The organism is Actinomadura nitritigenes, from assembly GCF_017573545.1.
Taxonomy (GTDB): Bacteria; Actinomycetota; Actinomycetes; order Streptosporangiales; family Streptosporangiaceae; genus Spirillospora; species Spirillospora nitritigenes.
In genome coordinates, this window is record NZ_JAGEOK010000021.1 from 60527 (window position 1) to 79670 (window position 19144).

At 72.9% G+C, this 19144-nt stretch carries 21 protein-coding genes and 1 riboswitch; of the genes, 15 read left to right on the top strand and 6 right to left on the bottom strand.

What is annotated here, in order from left to right; genetic code table 11:
• The first annotated feature begins 48 nt into the window (after positions 1 to 48).
• The 8 genes from J4557_RS29815 to J4557_RS29850 all read left to right on the top strand — a co-directional run bounded on the left by J4557_RS29815 (position 49) and on the right by J4557_RS29850 (position 9148).
• Positions 49 to 1206 carry a right-handed parallel beta-helix repeat-containing protein gene (locus tag J4557_RS29815; protein ID WP_208270075.1) on the top strand — a complete coding sequence of 386 codons (1158 nt, stop codon included), beginning with the start codon at positions 49 to 51 and terminating at the stop codon, positions 1204 to 1206.
• 37 nt (positions 1207 to 1243) lie between these two features.
• Positions 1244 to 2386, top strand: a complete 1143-nt coding sequence (locus tag J4557_RS29820; protein WP_208270076.1) for a NosD domain-containing protein — start codon at positions 1244 to 1246, stop codon at positions 2384 to 2386.
• Positions 2387 to 2435: 49 nt separating this feature from the next.
• Positions 2436 to 3764 (top strand): UDP-glucose dehydrogenase family protein, encoded by a 1329-nt coding sequence (locus tag J4557_RS29825; protein ID WP_208270077.1) that lies wholly within the window; start codon positions 2436 to 2438, stop codon positions 3762 to 3764.
• A 113-nt stretch (positions 3765 to 3877) separates the two neighbouring features.
• Positions 3878 to 3944, top strand: a riboswitch (guanidine-III (ykkC-III) riboswitch).
• 31 nt (positions 3945 to 3975) lie between these two features.
• Positions 3976 to 4299 carry a DMT family transporter gene (locus tag J4557_RS29830; protein ID WP_208270078.1) on the top strand — a complete coding sequence of 108 codons (324 nt, stop codon included), beginning with the start codon at positions 3976 to 3978 and terminating at the stop codon, positions 4297 to 4299.
• A gap of 153 nt (positions 4300 to 4452) precedes the next feature.
• Positions 4453 to 5238, top strand: a complete 786-nt coding sequence (locus J4557_RS29835) for a sporulation protein (RefSeq protein ID WP_208270079.1) — start codon at positions 4453 to 4455, stop codon at positions 5236 to 5238.
• Between the two features lie 78 nt (positions 5239 to 5316).
• Complete coding sequence (locus J4557_RS29840) at positions 5317 to 6810, top strand: hypothetical protein (protein ID WP_208270080.1); 1494 nt, start codon at positions 5317 to 5319, stop codon at positions 6808 to 6810.
• Positions 6811 to 6891: 81 nt separating this feature from the next.
• Positions 6892 to 7647 carry an SDR family oxidoreductase gene (locus tag J4557_RS29845; RefSeq protein WP_208270081.1) on the top strand — a complete coding sequence of 252 codons (756 nt, stop codon included), beginning with the start codon at positions 6892 to 6894 and terminating at the stop codon, positions 7645 to 7647.
• Between the two features lie 229 nt (positions 7648 to 7876).
• A complete protein-coding gene (locus J4557_RS29850) occupies positions 7877 to 9148 on the top strand; it encodes a hypothetical protein (RefSeq protein ID WP_208270082.1) in 1272 nt (423 codons plus the stop codon).
• Here the strand turns inward: J4557_RS29850 and J4557_RS29855 are convergent.
• The gene (locus J4557_RS29855) at positions 9132 to 9752 is read right to left on the bottom strand and encodes a rhomboid family intramembrane serine protease (protein ID WP_208270083.1); all 621 of its coding nucleotides are present in this window, start codon (positions 9750 to 9752) and stop codon (positions 9132 to 9134) included. The genes J4557_RS29850 and J4557_RS29855 overlap by 17 nt on opposite strands.
• Before the next feature lie 107 nt (positions 9753 to 9859).
• Here J4557_RS29855 and J4557_RS29860 point away from each other — a divergent pair, with 107 nt between their 5' ends.
• Together J4557_RS29860 and pdxR are read left to right on the top strand one after the other, a co-directional pair.
• Positions 9860 to 10786 (top strand): zinc-binding dehydrogenase, encoded by a 927-nt coding sequence (locus J4557_RS29860; RefSeq protein ID WP_208270084.1) that lies wholly within the window; start codon positions 9860 to 9862, stop codon positions 10784 to 10786.
• Between the two features lie 40 nt (positions 10787 to 10826).
• Positions 10827 to 12248: a MocR-like pyridoxine biosynthesis transcription factor PdxR gene (pdxR, locus tag J4557_RS29865; protein WP_208270085.1), complete on the top strand. Its 1422-nt coding sequence runs from the start codon at positions 10827 to 10829 to the stop codon at positions 12246 to 12248.
• 132 nt (positions 12249 to 12380) lie between these two features.
• On the opposite strand, the gene J4557_RS29870 is transcribed toward pdxR, so the two are convergent.
• Both J4557_RS29870 and J4557_RS29875 read right to left on the bottom strand, forming a co-directional pair.
• Positions 12381 to 12767 (bottom strand): cupin domain-containing protein, encoded by a 387-nt coding sequence (locus J4557_RS29870; protein ID WP_208270086.1) that lies wholly within the window; start codon positions 12765 to 12767, stop codon positions 12381 to 12383.
• Between the two features lie 97 nt (positions 12768 to 12864).
• On the bottom strand, positions 12865 to 13194 hold the full coding sequence (locus J4557_RS29875; protein ID WP_208270087.1) for a WhiB family transcriptional regulator: 330 nt from the start codon (positions 13192 to 13194) through the stop codon (positions 12865 to 12867).
• A gap of 157 nt (positions 13195 to 13351) precedes the next feature.
• On the opposite strand from J4557_RS29875, the gene J4557_RS29880 reads away from it, so the two are divergent.
• The 3 genes from J4557_RS29880 to J4557_RS29890 all read left to right on the top strand — a co-directional run bounded on the left by J4557_RS29880 (position 13352) and on the right by J4557_RS29890 (position 15975).
• Positions 13352 to 13804: a GNAT family N-acetyltransferase gene (locus J4557_RS29880; RefSeq protein WP_208270189.1), complete on the top strand. Its 453-nt coding sequence runs from the start codon at positions 13352 to 13354 to the stop codon at positions 13802 to 13804.
• A gap of 24 nt (positions 13805 to 13828) precedes the next feature.
• Positions 13829 to 15115 carry an NsdA family TPR-like regulatory protein gene (locus J4557_RS29885; RefSeq protein WP_486303376.1) on the top strand — a complete coding sequence of 429 codons (1287 nt, stop codon included), beginning with the start codon at positions 13829 to 13831 and terminating at the stop codon, positions 15113 to 15115.
• Positions 15116 to 15345: 230 nt separating this feature from the next.
• Complete coding sequence (locus tag J4557_RS29890; protein WP_208270089.1) at positions 15346 to 15975, top strand: HNH endonuclease family protein; 630 nt, start codon at positions 15346 to 15348, stop codon at positions 15973 to 15975.
• Positions 15976 to 16032: 57 nt separating this feature from the next.
• On the opposite strand, the gene J4557_RS29895 is transcribed toward J4557_RS29890, so the two are convergent.
• The gene (locus J4557_RS29895) at positions 16033 to 16374 is read right to left on the bottom strand and encodes an antibiotic biosynthesis monooxygenase family protein (RefSeq protein WP_208270090.1); all 342 of its coding nucleotides are present in this window, start codon (positions 16372 to 16374) and stop codon (positions 16033 to 16035) included.
• 108 nt (positions 16375 to 16482) lie between these two features.
• Here J4557_RS29895 and J4557_RS29900 point away from each other — a divergent pair, with 108 nt between their 5' ends.
• Positions 16483 to 16947, top strand: a complete 465-nt coding sequence (locus J4557_RS29900) for a GNAT family N-acetyltransferase (RefSeq protein ID WP_208270091.1) — start codon at positions 16483 to 16485, stop codon at positions 16945 to 16947.
• A gap of 9 nt (positions 16948 to 16956) precedes the next feature.
• On the opposite strand, the gene J4557_RS29905 is transcribed toward J4557_RS29900, so the two are convergent.
• Positions 16957 to 17358, bottom strand: coding sequence for an ester cyclase (locus J4557_RS29905; protein WP_208270092.1), 402 nt, complete (start codon positions 17356 to 17358; stop codon positions 16957 to 16959).
• Positions 17359 to 17420: 62 nt separating this feature from the next.
• Positions 17421 to 18350 carry a zinc-binding dehydrogenase gene (locus J4557_RS29910; protein WP_208270093.1) on the bottom strand — a complete coding sequence of 310 codons (930 nt, stop codon included), beginning with the start codon at positions 18348 to 18350 and terminating at the stop codon, positions 17421 to 17423.
• A gap of 96 nt (positions 18351 to 18446) precedes the next feature.
• Between J4557_RS29910 and J4557_RS29915 the strand changes: the two genes are divergently transcribed.
• Positions 18447 to 19091, top strand: a complete 645-nt coding sequence (locus J4557_RS29915; protein ID WP_208270094.1) for a TetR/AcrR family transcriptional regulator — start codon at positions 18447 to 18449, stop codon at positions 19089 to 19091.
• Positions 19092 to 19144: the final 53 nt, after the last annotated feature.

Genomic DNA, 19144 nt, shown 5'->3' on the forward strand with positions numbered 1-19144 from the left:
CACGGCGGCACGACGCACCAGAGCGGTCATCCAAGGAGTAGTTCAGCAATGACGATCAAGATCGACGTCAAGTTCCTCATCGGCCTCGCGGTCGGCGCGCTGGTGGCGGCCGGCCTGGTGATCCTGTTCACCGGCGGGGGCGGCGGGGGCGACTCGAAGAAGACGTCCGCGGACGGCAAGATCAGCCCCGCCCCGCAGGGCGGCGGCGACCAGGGCTCCGGTGACGGCGAGGGGAACGGCGACGGCGACGGCGGCTCGGGCGGCGGCGCGCAGGCCGGCGCGCCGCTGACGCTGCCCGTCCCCGACGGCGGCGGGAAGGTCGCCTGCCCGAAGCCGACCAAGACCGTCGGCGACGCGAACTCGCTCCAGCAGGCGCTGAAGGGGGCGCAGGCCGGCGACGTCATCAAGATGAACCCCGGGAAGTACGTCGGCAAGTTCGTCGCGACCGCGTCCGGCACCCAGCAGCAGCCGATCTTCCTGTGCGGCGAGCAGGGGTCGATCATCGACGGCGGCGGCGTCAAGAAGGGCTACGGCTTCCACCTGGACAAGGCGAACTACTGGCGGCTGATCGGCTTCACCGTCCAGAACAGCCAGAAGGGCGTCGTCGGCGACACCACGAACGGGTCCATCATCCAGGGCCTGAACGTGCACGACATCGGCGACGAGGGCATCCACGTGCGGGACTTCTCCACCGGCAACACCATCCAGTACAACAAGATCTTCAACACCGGCCTGCGGCGCGAGAAGTTCGGCGAGGGCGTCTACCTCGGCACCGCGCAGTCCAACTTCAAGTCGGTCTCCGACGGCAAGGTCGACAACAGCGACAACAACGTGGTCCGCGGCAACGTCATCCGGGCCACCGCGGAGGCGATCGACATCAAGGAGGGCACGAAGGGCGGCAAGATCCTGGACAACGTGTTCGACGGGTCGAGGACCGGCGGCGACAAGCACAACGACTCGTGGGTGGACGTCAAGGGCAACGGCTACCTGATCGAGGGCAACAAGGGCGACAAGACGCCCGCGGACGGCTTCCAGGTGCACCAGATCATGAACGGCTGGGGCACCGGCAACACCTTCCGCAACAACACGATCAACCTGGACGGCGGCAAGGGCGTCGGCATCAACGACACCGTCGGCGGCAACACGATCGCCTGCAACAACAAGGTGTCCGGCGGCCAGCTCACCGCGAAGGGCAAGTGCTCCTGACGCGCGGGGGCGCGTGAACGGGGGACGGGGGTGAACCGTGAAGATCGATGTGAAGTTCGCCGGGCTGCTGGCCGTCGGGGCCGTCGCGACCAGCGCCGTGGTCGTGCTGGCCACCCAGGGCGGCGGCAAGGGCAAGGAGGCCGCCGAGAGCGACCCGTTCCCCGGGACGGGGCAGGCCGCGCCCGCCGGCACGGGGAACGGCGCGGGCGCGGGCGCCGGGGCCGGGGCCGGCTCGGGGAGCGGGATCGGGCAGCCGGCGCCGGCGATGCCGCTGCCGTCGTCGTACCAGCGGATCGCGTGCCCCACGGCGACCGTGACCGTGCACGGCGCCGTCCAGCTGCAGGAGAAGCTGAACACGGCCGCGCCCGGTGACGTCATCCGGCTGGCCCCGGGCCGGTACGCGGGCCAGTTCTCCAGCCAGAAGTCCGGCACGCGGGCCAAGCCGATCTTCGTGTGCGGCACGCCGCAGTCGGTGCTGGACGGCGGCTCCGTCTCCAAGGGCTACGGCTTCCACCTGGAGAACGCGAGCCACTGGCGGCTCATCGGCTTCACCGTCACCCGCAGCCAGAAGGGCGTCATGCTCGACGGCACCAGCGGGACGGTCGTGCAGGGGCTGAACGTCCACGACGTGGGCGACGAGGCCGTCCACCTGCGCGATTTCAGCACCGGCAACGCGGTGCAGTACAACATGATCAACCGGACGGGCCGGGCGAACCCGCGCTTCGGCGAGGGCGTGTACCTCGGCTCGTCGCACAACAACTGGGGGCAGCTCACCCAGGGCAGGCCGGACGCCAGCGACGCCAACCTCGTCGCCGGGAACCGGATCACCGCGACCGCCGAGGCGGTGGACATCAAGGAGGGAACGTCGGGCGGGCGGCTCGTCGGGAACGTCTTCGACGGCTCGCAGCTCTCCGGCGGGAGCGTCAACGACTCGTGGGTCGACGCCAAGGGCAACGGCTACGTGATCGAGGGCAACCGCGGGTCCAGGACGCTCAAGGACGGTTTCCAGACCCACGAGGAGTACAAGGGCTGGGGCACCGGGAACGTCTTCCGCCGCAACGTCATCGACCTGGGCGGCGGCAAGGGCGTCGGGATCTTCCTCGGTTCGGACGGCAACACGGTCGCCTGCGACAACCGCGTCACCGGCGGCCAACTGATCAACAAGGGCAAGTGCTCCTAGAGCCATCGGGAGTCGTCTCTTCCGTCAGCTGTGAAGAAGGAGAAGTGCAATGAACCCGACGGAGTCCCCGCGGCTCACCGTCATCGGCACCGGCTACCTGGGCGCCACGCACGCCATCTGCATGGCCGTGCTGGGCTTCGAGGTCCTCGGCGTGGACGTCGACCAGCGGAAGGTCGACAGGCTCGCGTCCGGCGAGGTGCCGTTCTTCGAGCCCGGCCTGCCGGAGCTGCTCACCAAGGCGCTGGAGTCCGGCCGGCTGCGGTTCACCACCTCCTTCGAGGAGGCCGGCGAGTTCGGCGACGTCCACTTCCTGTGCGTGGGGACGCCGCAGCAGCCGGGGTCGGACGCCGCCGACCTCACCTACGTCGACGCGGCCGTACGGGCGCTCGCGCCGAACCTGACCCGGCGCGCGCTGGTCGTCGGCAAGTCGACGGTGCCGGTCGGCACGGCCCAGCGCATCACCGGCGTCATCCACGACCTCGCCCCGGCGGGCGAGGAGGTCGAGGTGGCGTGGAACCCCGAGTTCCTGCGCGAGGGCTTCGCCGTGGACGACACGATGCGCCCCGACCGGCTGGTGTTCGGCGTCGCGTCCGACTGGGCGCTGGAGCGGCTGGAGGCCGCGTTCCGGCCGATCCTGGACCTCGGCACGCCGGTGGTCCGCACCGACCTCGCGACCGCCGAGCTGGTGAAGGTCGCCGCGAACTCCTTCCTCGCCACGAAGATCTCCTACATCAACGCGATGGCGGAGGTCTGCGAGGCGGTCGGCGCCGACATCAAGCACCTCGCGGACTCGCTCGCGCTGGACGACCGGATCGGCGGCAAGTTCCTCAAGCCGGGCCTCGGCTTCGGCGGCGGCTGCCTGCCGAAGGACATCCGGGCGTTCGCGCACCGCGCGGAGGAGCTCGGCGTCGGGCAGGCCGTGTCGTTCCTGCGCGAGGTCGACGACATCAACCGGCGGCGGCGCGCCCGCACCGTCGACCTCGTCCGGGAGATGCTCGGCGGGATCTCCGGGAAGCGGATCGCGGCGTGGGGCGCGGCGTTCAAGCCGAACTCCGACGACATCCGCGACGCGCCCGCGCTGGACGTGGCGCGCACCATGCACGGGCTCGGCGGGCACGTCCGGGTGTTCGACCCGGCGGCGCTCGACAACGCGCGGCGGGCGTTCCCGGAGCTGCGCTACGGCGACAGCGCGTTCGACGTCGCGCGGGACGCCGACGTCGTCGTGCTGCTGACCGAGTGGTCGGACTTCAAGGAGATCGAGCCCGACGCGCTGGCGCAGGTCGTCAGGCACAAGCGGATCGTGGACGGCCGGCACGCGCTGGACGCCGAGAAGTGGCGCTCCGCGGGCTGGGAGTACCGCGCGCTGGGACGCTCCTGAGGCCGCGTTCGCCGCGTCCCCCGCGTTCCCCGCGTTCCCCGCGTTCCGACGTTCCCGCCGGTGACATCGGCCACCGGCGGGAACACCCCGCACCGCGGGGCCGTTGACGCGATCGAAGGCCCCTGACCGGGGCCCTCCCGGACGAGGTGCGCCGTACCCGGAAAGCGAAGACGACGCGTGACCGTGCCGTCTCACGCATCCGGGAGTCACCATGGCGTGGATCCTCGTCATCCTCGCGGGCCTGTTCGAGGTCGCGATGGCGCTGTGCCTGAAGGCCAGCAAGAACTTCTCCGAGTGGCCGCCGTCCCTCGGGTTCCTCGTGTTCGCCGTGACCGGTTTCGGCCTGCTCAGCCATGCGCTGAAGACGCTGGACGTCGGCACCGCGTACGCCGTCTGGGTCGGGATCGGCGCCGTCGGCACCGCCGCCCTCGGGATGCTGGTGATGGGTGACCAGGTCTCCGCGGTGAGGATCGGGGCGCTCGCGTGCATCGTCGTCGGGGTCGTGGGGCTGAACCTGGCCGGTGGGGGCCACTGAACTCGACGGAGTCGGCCGGGGGCGTGGGGGCTCGTCCCCCCTCGGGAAATACTGATTCGCCTTACGACCTGGCGTAATGGAACGTAATCTCCCGTAAGCGCGTCTATGCGACGACGGGAGCACCGGGGGTGCTCGGACACAGGAGGACGGGCTTTGGTCTTCAAGAAGCTGCGGCAGGCGATGGGCATCGGCGGGCCCTCGATCGAGACGACCCTGCACGACCCGAACACCACCCCGGGCGGGGTCGTGACGGGCGAGGTCGTCATCATCGGCGGCCAGTACAACTCCGACATCAAGTCGGTGAACCTCGCGCTGCGCACCCGGGTCGAGGTCGAGACGGACGACAGCGAGTACACCTCCAACATCGAGTACTCGAAGATGCCGGTCGCGGGCGGGTTCAAGCTGGAGGAGGGGATGCGGCACAGCGTCCCGTTCCAGTTCCCGATCCCGTGGGAGGCGCCGCTCACCCACATGTACGGGCACCCGCTGCACGGCACCACCGTCGGCATCGCCACCGAGCTGGAGGTCGCGGGCGCCCTCGACCCGGGCGACCTCGACCCGATCGCCGTGCACCCGCTGCCCGCGCAGGAGCGCATCCTCGCGGCGTTCTCGAACCTCGGCTTCCACTTCCGCAACGCCGACTGCGAGAAGGGCCGCATCTGGGGCGTGCACCAGGAGCTGCCGTTCTACCAGGAGATCGAGTTCCACCCGCCGCACCAGTACTCGCACGGCGTCAACCAGCTCGAAGTGACGTTCGTGTCGTACCCGCAGTCGATGGAGGTCGTCCTGGAGCTGGACAAGCGCGGCGGCGTCTTCACCGAGGGCCACGACGCGTTCAGCCGCTTCACGGTCGACTACGCGACCGTCGAGCACACCGACTGGGAGCGCGAGCTGGACGGCTTCCTCCAGGAGGCCGGCCGCCGCCGCGGCTTCTTCTGATCCCTGGCCTGGGGGGACGACGCGGACCCCCTCCGCGGTGTTGATCGCGGAGGGGGTCTCCCCGTAGAAAGGGTTCCCGTGCCTCACCCCCCTGGCCTCAGCGAGCCCTCCGGCCTCCGCGAGCCGCCCGGCCTCAGCGCCGCCGAGCGGCGGCTGTGGGCCGCGTTCCCGACCGGCGCCCCCGTCGTCCTCGGCGACGACCGTCCCGCCGGGCCGCTGCCCGACCGGATCGTCCGGGCGGAGGTCCTCAACCGGCTCCTCCTCGGCGCGGGCGAGACCCGCACCGGCGCCGTCGCCGCCGTCCGGCTCACCGGCGCGTACATCACCGGGTGCCTGGACGTGTCCAACGGCACCGTCGAGCATCCGCTGCGGCTGGAGCGATGCCGCCTCGTCGAGGCGCCGCGCCTGTCCAACGCGCGCACCGGGCAGCTGCGGTTCGCCGGGTGCCGGATGCCGGGCTTCGACGGCGGCGGCCTCCAGGCCGACGGGTTCCTCAGCCTGTCCGGCTCGGAGATCGAGGGCGAGGTGCGGCTGCCGCGCGCGCAGCTGCTCGGCGGGTTCCGGATGAACGGGACCCGCATCACCGCGTCCGCGCCGGACCAGTGGGCGCTGTTCAGCGGCAGCATGGTCGTCGAGGTCGGGCTGTTCGCCCGGAACGCGGAGATCACCGGCGGGGTCCGGTTCGTCGGCGCGAAGATGAACGGCGGGCTGTTCATGGAGGGCACCACGCTGTCCAACCCGGGGCGGATCGCGCTGGACGGGCAGAACATGGTGGTCGAGAACACCTGCGAGTTCAGCGCCGGCTTCCGCGCGATCGGGACGGTCCGGCTGCGCAGCGCCCGCTTCAACGGCATCCTGTCGTTCTCCAAGGGGATCCTCGACTCCGCCGACCCGGCGCGGATGGCGCTGCACGCCAGCCACATGGTCTGCGACGAGCTGCTGCTGTGGCCCGCGGAGAAGATCAAGGGCCGGGTGTCGCTGTCGTACTCGAAGATCGACCTGATCATGGACCATCCGTCGATCTGGCCGGACGAGCTGTACCTGAACGGCACCACGTACCAGACGCTGCGCGGCGGCGGGTTCAAGGACCGGCTGAGCTGGGTGTCCCGCGATCCGGAGTTCCACCTCCAGCCGTACGAGCAGCTCGCCGCCTGGTACCACGGCATCGGCCACGACGTCCTGGCGCGCAAGGTGCAGCTCGCCAAGCTGCGCGCCCGCCGCCGGAAGGTCCACGCGGTCAGCCGGGTGTGGAACCTCGTCCTGGACTGGACGGTCGGCTACGGGTACCGGCCGTGGCTGGCGTTCGCGTGGTTCGCGGTGCTGCTCGCCGTCGGGACCGCGGTGTTCTCCCTCGACCATCCGAAGGGGATCAAGCAGCCGGCGGAGCAGCCGCACTTCCACGCGCTCGTCTACAGCCTCGACCTGCTGATCCCGATCGACACGTTCGGGCAGCAGCAGGCGTTCGACCCGCAGAACTGGTCCCGCTGGGTCGCCTACGCGCTGATCGCGACGGGGTGGGTGCTCGCCACCGCGCTCATCGCGGGCGTCACCCGCGTCCTGCGCCCGAACTGACGAGCCCCGCCCGCCGCGCCCGAACCGGGGCGGCGGCGCGCGCGTCCAGGGAGGTAGGGAGATCGAGGAGAATGGGGCCCCATGGGCACGTATCTGATCACGGGGGCGACCGGCGGCATCGGCACGGCGGTCGCGGAGCTGCTCCGCGAGCGCGGGCACGACCTGGTCCTGACCGGCCGCTCCTCCGACCGGCTGGCCGCGCTGGCGGGGAAGCTGCGCACCGGCGCGGCGCACGCCGCCACCCAGTCCATCTCGATCGCGCCGGGCGCTCCGCCCGTCGCCGCGTCGGGCGCGTCCATCACCACGGTCGCGCTGGACCTCACCGAGCCGCGGCGGATCGAGGCGGTGCTCGCGGGGGCGGAGCTGCCCGACCGGCTCGACGGCGTCGTCCACGCGGCGGGGGTCGTCCATCTGTCGCCGGTCGCGGAGCTGGAGGCGGACGAGTGGATGGACCACCTGTCGGTGAACCTGGTGTCCGCCGCCGAGGTGACCCGGCTGCTGCTGCCCGCGCTGCGCGCCGCCGAGGGCCATGTGGTCTTCGTCAACTCGACGGCCGGGCTGCGCGCCAACCCGGAGTGGTCGGCGTACGCGGCGAGCAAGTTCGGGCTGCGCGCGCTCGCCGACTCGCTGCGGGCGGAGGAGCCGTCGCTGCGGGTCACGACCGTCTATCCGGGGCGGACGGCCACGGAGATGCAGCGGAAGGTGCGCGCGCAGGAGGGCCACCCGTACGCGGAGGACGACTTCGCCGCGCCCGGCACGGTGGCGCGCGTGCTGGTCGCCGCGCTGGAGACGCCCCGCGACGCCGTCGTGTCGGACGTGACCGTCCGTCCGAACTAGCGGGTTCCGGGTGATCTGGGGGGTTATAGGGATGTCCAATATTTTCTGATAGATCCCCATAACTCGCTTGCCGGGCGCGCGGCCGGGCAGTGCCCGGCCCGTGACGCAGAGTTATTCACGGCCTGAGGACGCCGGCCGCCGGATCCCCGGCGACGGCCCGGAACCCGGCGGAACGCACGGGCGGCCGTCCCGCATGCCGCGGACGTGGCGCCGCCGATGGCTCCCGGCGGTGTGGCCGCCATCGCGGGTGCGGTTCGCCGACGTCGCGGCACCGCGCCTGCTCGACCGGCCCTGGGCGCGGGCGGCGCTGCTCGTCGCGGTCGCCGCCCTGCTCGGGTCGGGCCTGTGGCTGCTGCGCTGGTCGGGGAGCGCCGCGACCGCGACGCCCGACACCTTCTGGTACGCGCGCGACGCGTTCCGGTACGCGGGCTGGTCGGAGCCCGCCGCCGACCGCGCCGCGGCGGACATCACCTGCGGCGGCCTGATGCGGGGCCGCTCGCGCCCGGCGGGGACGCGGCCCGACTGCGTCCGGTACCGGACCGCGCTGCCCGGCGTCGCACCGGAGCGCTTCCAGCGGATCTTCACCTCGCGTCCGGGCTACCCGCTGCTCACGGTGCCGTTCATCCGGGTCATGGGCAAGGCCGGGTTCAGCGCCGCGACGGCCGCGCTGGGGGTGGCGTGCGGCCTCGCGGCCGTCCTGCTGGCGCTCGCGATCGGGCTGCGGCCCCTCCAGGCCCTGGTGGCGGAGGCCCTGTTCTACCTGCTCCCGACCGGTCTGTGGGGCAGCCGAATGCTCGCCGAGGCACCCATGATGCTGTGCGTGATGCTCGCGCTGACCGGTGCCGTGCTGGTGCTCCGCGGACGCGCCGTGATCTCGGGATCGGCGCTGCTGGCCGGCGCGCTCGCGCTGCTGTGCGTCGTCAAGCCCGCCAACGGCGTCGCGCTGGCCGCCGCGCTCGCCGCCGGCGCCGTGCTCCTGCTCCCGGTCTTCGCGTCGCGGCGGACGTTCCTGGCCGTCGCCGGCGTCGCCGCCCTCGTCCTGGCGGGCAACCTGTGGATCAGCTCGGCCCTGCACCTGCCGGGCGTCCACGAGACGCTCCAGGACACCTTCACCTGGCATTTCCGGCATCCCGACGTGCCGCATCCGTGGCACCGGCTCCCGGGCGCCGCAAGGAAGCTGTGGAGCGACGAGATCGGCCCCGCGATGCTGGAGGACCTGCTGATCCCGGCCGCGTTCCTGTTCGCCGCCGCCGGCCTGGTCTCCCGCGTCCGCTGGGACGCCGCCTGGCCCGTCGCCGCCGCGGGGCTCACGGGCGCGGCCGTCGCCTCGGTGCACCCGATCGTCAGCGAGACGGCGCGGCTGTCCGCGGTGGCGTGGATCCCCGTCGCCTTCGGCCTGGCCGCCCTGACGGCGCGCACCGCCGAGCAGCCCGACGAGGACGTCCCGTCCCGCCCCAAGCGCCTCGAAGCGGAGACGGCCGACCTCACACCCGGCGGGTGAGCTCCGGACGCTCGTCGCGGCCCCGGCGCAGGAACCACGCGCCCAGCACGCCGCCGATCAGCCCGAACAAGTGGCCCTGCCAGGAGATCGTCGGGTCGTTCGGGACCACGCCGACCAGCATCGTCCCGTAGACCGCGACGACCAGCACGGCGATCACGACGTCCAGCACCCGCCGCTCGAAGATGCCGCGCCCGACCAGGTACCCGAAGAACCCGAAGATCAGGATGCTGGACCCGAGCGTGTTCGCCGAGCTGAGGAACCACACGCCGAGCCCGCCGACCACGATGATGATCAGGCTCGCGGCCAGGAACTTCGCGATCCCCCGCGCCGCCGCGATGAAGCCGAGGATCACGAACGGGATCGTGTTGGCCATCAGGTGCGGGAAGCCCGCGTGCATGAAGGGCGCGGTGAAGATGTCCGGAAGGTCGTTGACGTCGTGCGGCTGGATGCCGAACTGGTCCAGCGCGCCGTTGTCGAGCACGTCGATGCCCTCGAGGACCCACATCAGAACCGTCACCGAGCCGATGAGCACCGCCGCCGACAGCGCGCGCGTGCCGGCCTTGACGAGCCCGTCGGAGCGTTGCTTGTCGGGGGTGTAGCTCATGTCGCCACCGTATGACCGATCGATCCTGCCGTCACCGGGCTCAACGCACATACCCGAACGAAGGTGCCCAATGGTGAACGAGATTCGGTTTCCGGCATAGTGGACGGATGCGCGCTGCGATCTGCGAGGAGCTCGGCTCCCTCGCCGTCAAGGACACCGCCCCGATCGAGCCCGGTCCCGGCCAGGTCCTGGTCACCGTCGAGGCGGCCGGCGTCAACTACGTCGACGCCCTGTTCGTCCAGGGCCGCTACCAGATCAAGCCGCCGCTGCCGTTCGTCCCCGGCAGCGAGGTCGCCGGCACCCTCCCGGACGGGACGCGCGTCCTCGCCATGTGCGGGCTCGGCGGCTTCGCGTCGCACGTCGCCGTCCCCGCCGCCGCGGCGGTGCCGCTCCCGGACAAGCTGGACGCCCCGCGCGCCGCGACCTTCACCCAGAGCCACTGCACCGCCCTCTTCGCCCTGCGCGACCGCGCCGCCCTCGCCGCCGGCGAGACCGTCCTCGTCCTCGGTGCCGGCGGCGGCGTCGGCCTCGCCGCCGTCCAGGTCGCGACGGCCCTCGGCGCCCGGGTGCTGGCGGTCGCGTCGTCGGAGGAGAAGCGCCGCGCGGCCCTCGCCGCGGGCGCGGACTCCGCCGTCGACGCCGCCGACGTCAAGGCCGCCGCCCGCGCCTGGTCGGACGGCGGTGTCGACCTCGTCTACGACCCCGTCGGCGGCGCCCTCGCCGACCCGGCACTGCGCGCCCTGCGCGAGGGCGGCCGCTACGCGGTGATCGGCTTCGCGTCCGGGGACATCCCGTCCCTCCCGCTCAACCAGGTGCTGCTGCGCAACCGCTCCATCGTCGGCGTCGACTGGGGGGCCTGGTCCATGAGGCACCCCGCCGAGCAGCGCGCCCTTCTCGACGAGCTGCTCGCCATGGTCGCCGACGAGCGCCTCGACCCCGTCTCGCCGCGCACGGAGCCGCTCACGTCCGCGCCGCAGGTCCTCGACGACCTGCTCAACCGCCGCGTCGTCGGCAAGGTCGCCCTGCTGCCGTGACCTCCGGCCGGCCACGGGACGGTGTTCGGAGCAGGTGGTGATGGACGGTCGCGAACCTGGTCTCGACCTGCACCTGGACGTGACGCAGGGCAGCGGCGTGGGGCGCGCCCTGGAGGAGGCCCTGCGCGCGGCGGTGCGGTCGGGGCGCCTCGCCCCGGGCACCCGGCTGCCCGGCAGCCGGACCCTCGCCTCCGATCTCGGGGTCGCCCGGGGAACGGTCGTCCAGGTCTACGCCCAGCTGACGGCCGAGGGGTGGCTGTCGGGAACGCCCGGGTCCGGAACCCGCGTCGCCGGCGTCGGCGCGGTCGAGGCCCGCCCGGACGCGCAGCCGCCCGCACGCCGCCCCGGCGCGCACCTCGACCTGCGGCCGGGCCGCCCGGATCTCAGCTCGTTCCCGCGCACGGCATGGGCCTCCGCGGTGCGGCGGGCGCTGGCCTCGGCCGCGCCGGCCGCCTGGGACTACGCGGAACCGGCCGGGCTGCCCGTGCTGAGGGCTGCGATCGCGGGATACACCGCCCGCACGCGCGGTGTGCGGGCCGACCCCGGAGCCGTGGTCGTCACCGCGGGCTTCGCCCACGCGCTCGCGGTGCTCGGACGGGCCCTGCGGAGCGTCGGCGTCCGGTGCGCGGCCACCGAGGACCCGGGACTGCCCCGGCACCGGGCCCTGCTGCGCGCGACGGGGCTGGGCGTCGTCCCGGTGCGCGTGGACGGCGACGGCGCCGACCCCGCCGACATGCCGGACCGGGCCGGGGCCGTGCTCCTCACACCGGCGCACCAGTACCCGTGCGGCGTGGTGCTCGCGCCGTCCCGCCGGGCGGCCTTCGCCGCGTGGGCGCGCCACCGGGACGGCTTCGTGATCGAGGACGACTACGACGGCGAGTTCCGCTACGACCGGCAACCGGTCGGGGCGATGCAGGCGCTCGCCCCCGACCGGGTGGTCTTCGCCGGGAGCGCCAGCAAGTCGCTGGCACCGGGCATGCGGCTCGGCTGGCTCGTCGTGCCGCCCGCGCTGCTCGCCCCGGTGCTGGCCGCGATGGAGGACCTCGGCGCGGCGGTACCCGCCGTCGACCAGCTCGCCTTCGCCGACCTGCTGGAACGCGGCGACTACGACCGGCACGTCCGGCGGGCCCGGCTCGTCTACCGGCGGCGGCGCGCGGAGCTGGCGGCCCGGCTGGCGCGCCCGCTGGACGGGGTGGCCGCCGGCCTGCACGCCCTGCTGCCTGCCGGGTCGGCCGGGGAGGAGCGGGCGCTGGTGGAGACCGGGCTCTACGCGGGCCTCCGCCTGCACGGCCTGCACGCCGACGGGTACTGGCACGAGGCGTCCCCCGAGCGCCGCGCGGCGCTCGTCATCGGCTTCGCCACCCCTCCCCCGCACGCCTGGCACGCCGCCCTGGAGGCCCTGGCCGGACTCGTCGACGCGGTGGCCGGTCAGACGGAGAACCCGGACCGCCACGACGGGTGATCCGGCACCCAGCCGAGGTGCTCGCGCGCGTCGTGATTGTCGGCGGCCGCGTCCACCAGGTGGCGCGTGCCGGTCGCACGCATGCGGCGTTGGCGTGGCTGCTGTCATCCGCGAGGCCGGCGAGCTGGTGCATCACGACGTCCGGCGCGGCGCCCGGCGGTCGCGGCGCGCGCGCAGTTCCGCCTCGTCGACGAGGGTCAGCATCGGCTCGCCGGGAACGCCCAGCATGACGATGACGAAACGGGTCCAGCCGCCGGCGAGGTTGTTGGCGGCCTGGTAGTGGATCACGTCGCCGCCCGGCTCCCAGAACGCCTCGCCGGCCCGGATCACCCGTTCGGGCTCGCCCTCCAACTCGAACAGCATCTCGCCCTCGAGCAGGTAGCCGAAGACGGGGCCGGAGTGGCGGTGCGGCGGCGTTCCCGGGTCCCCCGGTGGGAGCTCGACCGTCGCGGTCATCGCCTCGGCACCCGAAGGGATGAAGGGCGGAACCTGGTGCATCAATGTGGTGAGAGTGGACATGCCGCCGACGCTAGGACGCCACCGGTTCAGTGAAGTAGTCCACTTCCCATGCTCTTCGTTGTACCGGTTCGGCGGGCGGGCCCGCCGGCGCGCCGGTTCAGGCGGCGGAGGCGTGCTCGGACTCGGACGCGTCGCCGCGGACCACGATCACCGGCAGGCGGCGCCGCGCGGGGGCCTCGGCGGTCCGGCGCAGGTAGCGCCGCTCCTCCGGGGTCGTCCCGCCCCAGATGCCGTCGGGCTCGCCCACCCGCAGCGCCCAGGCGAGGCACTCCGCCTTCACCGGGCAGTTCGCGCAGATCGCCTTCGCCGCGTCCATCTGCTCCCGCAGCACCTCCGCCGAGTACCCGATCGGGAAGAACAGGTCGGGGTCGGCGCCACGGCAGATGGCGTGGTCGGTCCAGTGTTCCTCGTTCTCGTCGTTGTGCATGGCTTTCTCCCTGCGGGGCATGGTGAGGAGGCCACCGGCGGTTCGCTCAGGGGTGGTCTCCACCCAACGTAGTACTACGAACCGTAGTACTACAAGTCGTTGTGAACATTGCAACTTAGCGCCCGGATAACCTTGTGACGTGCAGCGTGATCAAGAAGTGACCTTTCGCGAGGCGACGGCCACCGATCTGCCCCAGATCGTCCGGCTACTGGCCGACGATCCCCTGGGCGCGACGCGCGAAACACTCGCGGAGGAAATCCCTGAGGCCTATGTCAGCGCCTTCGCCGCGATCGAGAAGGACCCCAACAACCACCTGATCGTCGCGGACGTCGCGGGAACGGTCGCGGGCACGCTGCAGCTCACCTACATCCCCGGCCTCACCTACACCGGCGGCGAGCGCGCCCAGATCGAGGGCGTCCGCATCGCGGCCGACGAGCGCGGCCGCGGCCTCGGCCAGGCCATGATCACCTGGGCCATCGACCAGGCCCGCGCCCGCGGCTGCCGCGTCGTCCAGCTCACCACCGACCGCCAGCGCCCCGACGCGATCCGCTTCTACCAGAAGATCGGCTTCCGCCCCTCCCACATGGGCATGAAGTACCACCTGCAGTAGGCAATCCCGGCCCAAGGGCCTCGCCTGGCGGCTCGGTCCGGTGGCACCACGCCACGAGGTGCGGCGCGCATGCATGGAGGTGAGCGAGCTGCTCGCACTGTTCGCGGCGGCGAAACGGACCTGAGCAGTCGCGCGGGCGCGTTCTCTGAGCGGCGGGGCGAAGCCGGAGGCGAGTCCCGCCGCGAAGCTCGCGAAGTGAGGTCGCGCCCGCCCAAGACCCGGTCAAGGGCGACGGCGCGCGCCTGCGGACGGCTCGGAAGGCCGCGGGACCGACCGTCGCCGACCTGGCCGAACGCGTCCGCGACGTCGCTCCCGAGCGCGTCCGGCAACGCCTCCCGTCCCTCCGCGATCTCGAAGATGACGGTGGACGAGCTCGCATCCGCGTATCCGCGGTCGGCGCCCGACGCGTTGCTCGCGCGGACGCGCCGCCATCTCGACTACGTGGCGCGGCTCGTGGACGTGCGTATGACACCGGCCGAACGGCGGCGGCTCGTGGTGGTCGGGGCATGGCTGTCGCTGCTGGCGGCGACGTGCGACATCGACCTCGGGCGCCACGCAGCGGCCGGCGCGCGACTGCGGACGGCCGCGCAGCTCGCCGGGCACGCCGGGCATCCAGAGATCGTCGCGTGGACGTTGGAGACGCGTGCGTGGCAGGCCGTCACCGATGCGAACTACCGGGCGGCCGTCGCGTTGTCCCGGGGCGCACAGGAGATCGCGCCGCACGGCGGGTCGGCGTTCATCCAGGCGACGGCGCAGGAGGGGCGGGCCTGGGCGCGGCTCGGCGCCGGGCGGGAGACGCGGGACGCGCTGGGACGCGTCGAGCGGCTCGTCGCGCCGCTGGCCATGCCGGAACGGCCGGAGCACCACTTCCACTACAACCCCGCGAAGAGCGCCGCTTACACGGCGACCACGCTGTCATGGCTCGGGGATCCGGCGGCCGAGCCGTACGCGCGGGGCGTCCTCGCCCGGCTGGAGGCGCCGGTCAGCGGGCCGGCGCGCCCACGGCGCGGCGCGTCCGCACGGCTGGACCTGGCGCTGGCATTGATCGCCGCGGAACAACCCGAGGAGGCGGCGCACCGGGCCTTGGAGGCGGTGACGAGCGGGCGGCTCGTGCCGTCCAACCACTGGCGGGCCGCGGAGGTCGTGGTGGCGGTGGACGGGCTGGGCGTGCCCGAGGCGGGTGACCTGCGGGAGACGTATCGCGAGGTGTGCGGCGGGGCTCGGGGCCGGCGTCCACGACCTGCGGACCCTCGTGGACGTGGTCATCCGCGAGCTTGTTCTCGACGTAGGCGGCCGGGAACGGCGCGTTAATGCGAGGGCCGGGTCCGGTGAATTCTTGCGGCGCGGAAGCCGGGCGGTGCGGCGCCGGTGCAGGTGGAGCCGGGGACCGACAGGTTCCCACCAAGGCGAGGACGCACTCTGGGCAATCAGTGACGTTTAACTGAGTTGTCCTGAATGTCACGGTATCGGGGCTGTCGTCCCCGTGCCCTGTTCGGGGAGTCCGGTCCCCGCCGGCGGGCGGCCGCAGAAGGGCATCCTCGATGCGACGTCTGCTCCTGTTCCTGCTGCCGGCGGCGCTGCTCGGCGCACTGCTCGTCGCCGTGCAGGCACCGGCGTCCGCGACCCCGCCGAACATCCCGTCCGCCGACACGGCCCGCACCCGGCTCGGCGAGCTGACCGTGGCCGCCGAGTCGCACGCGAGCTCCTACGACCGCTCGCTGTTCCCGCACTGGATCACCATCTCCGGCACCTGCAACACGCGGGAGATGGTGCTCAAGCGGGACGGCACGAACGTGAGCACCGACTCCTCGTGCTATCCGACGTCCGGATCCTGGTACTCGCCGTACGACGGCGCCACCTGGACGTCACCGGCCGATGTGGACATCGACCACATGGTGCCGTTGGCCGAGGCGTGGGCGTCCGGCGCCTGGGCCTGGACGACCGCGCACCGCCAGGAGTACGCCAACGACCTCGGCGGTCCGGAGCTGTGGGCGGTCACCGACAACGTCAACCAGGCCAAGGGCGACAAGGACCCCGCCGAGTGGCAGCCGTCCCGCACCGCCTTCCGCTGCACGTACGCGCGCGCCTGGGTCCAGGTGAAGTGGTACTACGGCCTCACCGTGGACAGCGCGGAGAAGAGCGCGCTCACCTCGATGCTCAACACCTGCTGACCACGGCGCAGAGGCGTGGGCCCCCAACCAGGGCCCACGCCTGTGCACGGCAGGCGGTCAGTCGGCGGTGGCCGTCGCCTGGGCGGCGGCGACGCGGTAGGCGCCGACCAGGGTGGCGGTGGTCCGGGTGAGGGTGCCGGGGATCATGCGGTCGGTGAATTCCCGCTGGAACTCCTGAAAGGCGGGGGTCGACGGCAGGACGTCGCGGTCGTCCTCGTTGGCCACGATGTGGAGGAACGTGTCGCCGTCCAGGCGGAACGCGGCGTATCGGACGCCGCCGGGGTCGTCGCGCTCCAACTCGTCCATGACGTCCTCGATCAGCCGCTGGTTCTCGTCGGCGCGCTCCGGGCGGGCCTTGTACTGCACTACGGCGATCTTCTGCATCGCTGGTCCCTTCATGGGTCGCTGTCACCTTTACCGACACGGCGAACCGGGTGAAGTGACCGGCTTGAGGGCGACGACTTTCGGCGCCGGGGCGGGCCCGTGAGGGTGAGTAGGGTCGGCTCCATGCTCTGTGTGCGTCCGGCGGCGCGGGCCGATCTGCCCGCGGTTCTGGCCTTGCTGGCGGACGAGGAAGAGGTCGTGGACCCGGCGTCGGTCGTGGTGACGGACGCCTACGAGCGGGCGTTCGCGGCGATCGACCGCGACCCGCGCAACGAGATGCTGGTGCTGGTGGACGGCGGGACGGTCGTGGGCTGCCTGCAGGCGACCTACATCCCCGGGCTCGGCAAGGGCGGCGCCGAACGGGTCCTGATCGAGGCGGTGCGGGTCCGCGCGGACCGGCGCGGCGGCGGCCTCGGCCGGACGCTGATGGAGAGCGCGATCGACCGGGCCCGCGCGCGGGGGTGCGCGCTCGTCCAGCTGACCAGCCACAAGAGGCGCGGCGACGCGCACCGCTTCTATGACTCGCTGGGTTTCGCCCGCAGCCACGAGGGCTTCAAGCTCGCCCTTCGGGCGGCGGAGACCCAGTAGCGGCGTCCCTTAGAGGGCGCCGAGGGATTGCATCATGCCGAGGGCGTCGGAGATGGGCCAGTATTCGGCGAAGCGTCCGTCCTCCATGCGGAAGATGTCGTGGCCGGGGAACGAGATCCGGGTGCCGGGTTCGGCGGTGGTGCCGGGGATCCCGCCCTGGTAGGAGCCGTGGAAGGTCCAGCGCGCGGCCAGCAGGTCGCCGTCGACGAGCGGGCCGATGTCCAGGGTGTTCTCGATGTCGGAGAAGTAGGCGCGGGACCGGCGGATCTGCTCGGCGACGCCGTCCGGGCCGTGGACGTCCATGCCGGGCCAGTGGCCGGCGAAGCCGGGAGTGAGGATCTCCGTGAGGACGTCGTAGTCGCCGGACCACGCCTCGAACAGCCACCGCCGGTACAGGGTGTTCGCATCCATGAGCCCATGGTGCAACGCCGCGCGGGCCGGCCGCCACGCGGGGCGGCCGGCCCGCGCGGGAGTCAGCCGATCTCGAGGACGGCCTTGCCGTGCAGGCGGCGTTCGAGGAGGGCGGTGACGGCCTCGTCCGCCCGGTCCCAGCCGCCGCGCCAGGAGATCCCCGGGTCGAGCCGTCCGGCGGCGACCTGGCCGGCGAGCCATGCCAGGTCGGGGGCGAGGTCGGCTCCGTCGAGCAGGTAGAAGGTGACGAGGGAGCGGTCGTGGCGGCCTTCGTTGCCGAAGAGGTCGCCGAACGGGAACGTCTCCGCCTCACCCGTCCCGTGGCCGACCGCGATCAGGGTGCCGTGCGGCGCGAGCCTGGCGAACGCGGCGACGAGCTGGGAGCCTCCGACGTTGTCCACGACCCCGTCGACCGGGTCGCCGACCTTCTCCGGGTGCGCGACCACCTCGTCGGCGCCCAGCGCGCGCAGGGCGTCGCCGTGCGCGGCGGGGTCGCCGGTCGACGCGACGACGTGGGCTCCGCCGAGGCGTGCGAGCTGCACGGCGTACCGGCCGACGCCTCCGGTGGCGCCCAGCACCAGGACGCGCTTGCCGAGCAGCGGCCCGATCCGGCGCAGCGCGCGGAGCGCGCTCGCCGCCGCCACCGGGACGGTGCTGATCGCGCCGAGGTCGGCCTCCGGCGGCACGGCGCCGAGCAGCGCGGTGTCGACGGCGCGGAGCTCCGCCCACGCGCCGTCCGAGCCGAGGGTGACCACGGGGGTGCCCGCGGCCGGGCCGGATCCGTCGGCCGCCGCGCGCTCGACCACGCCCGCGGCGTCCCAGCCGAGCACGGCGCCGTCCGGCGTCCCGGCGATGCCGTGGGCGACCTCGCCGTAGTTGAGCGAGGTGGCGCGGACCCGCACCAGCGCCTGGTCCGGCGCGGGCTCGGGCGCGGCGGTCTCGCCGAGGCGCAGGCCGGAGGCCGTCGAGTGGTCGATGAGCAGTGCACGCATGGGTGCCGCCTTCCGAGGAGGGAACGGGACCCACTTTATGCCACTGAGTGGCATACGCCTGCAAGTGGCGTTGGCCGCCCGGCTACACTTCGGGGCATGACCACGGCACCGTCGCTGCGCGAGCGCAAGAAGCAGCGCACCCGCCAGGCGCTGATCGACACCGCGCTGGCCCTGTTCGGCGAGCGCGGCTTCGGCGGGGTCACCCTGGACGAGGTGTGCGCCGAGGTCGAGGTCTCCAAGCGCACGTTCTTCCGGTACTTCACCGGCAAGGAGGCCGTCGCGATGGCGCCGCTGGAGGACCTGTGGCGCACCTTCCTCGACGAGCTGGAGACGTGCCCGGCCGACGGCCGGCCGCTGCTCGGGCTGCTGGAGTCGGTGCTGCTCGCGGCGCTGGACCGGGTCGCGGACGAGGAGTGGGCGGGCCGGGCGCTGCGCAGCTACCGGCTCCTCCAGGTGACGCCGTCGATGGACGCGCACGGCCTGCACTTCTGCGAGGACACCCTCCGGTCCGTCCTGGACGTCCTGCACCGGCGCCTCGACCTGCCCGACGACGCGCGGCCGCGCCTCGCGGGCGACATGCTGGTCGCGGCGTGGCGGCACGCCCTCGGCGGATGGGCGTCCGCGGCGGTGGAGCCGCCCTCGGCGACCGGCCTCGCCGCCCGCGTCCGCGACGCCGTGGCCGCGCTGCCGGGCAGCCTCACGCTCCCCGCCGCGCCCCGCGCCGAGACCGGCGGACGCTAGCGCGCGGACCTGCGGACGCTAGCGCGCGGACCTGCGGACGCTAGCGCGCGGAC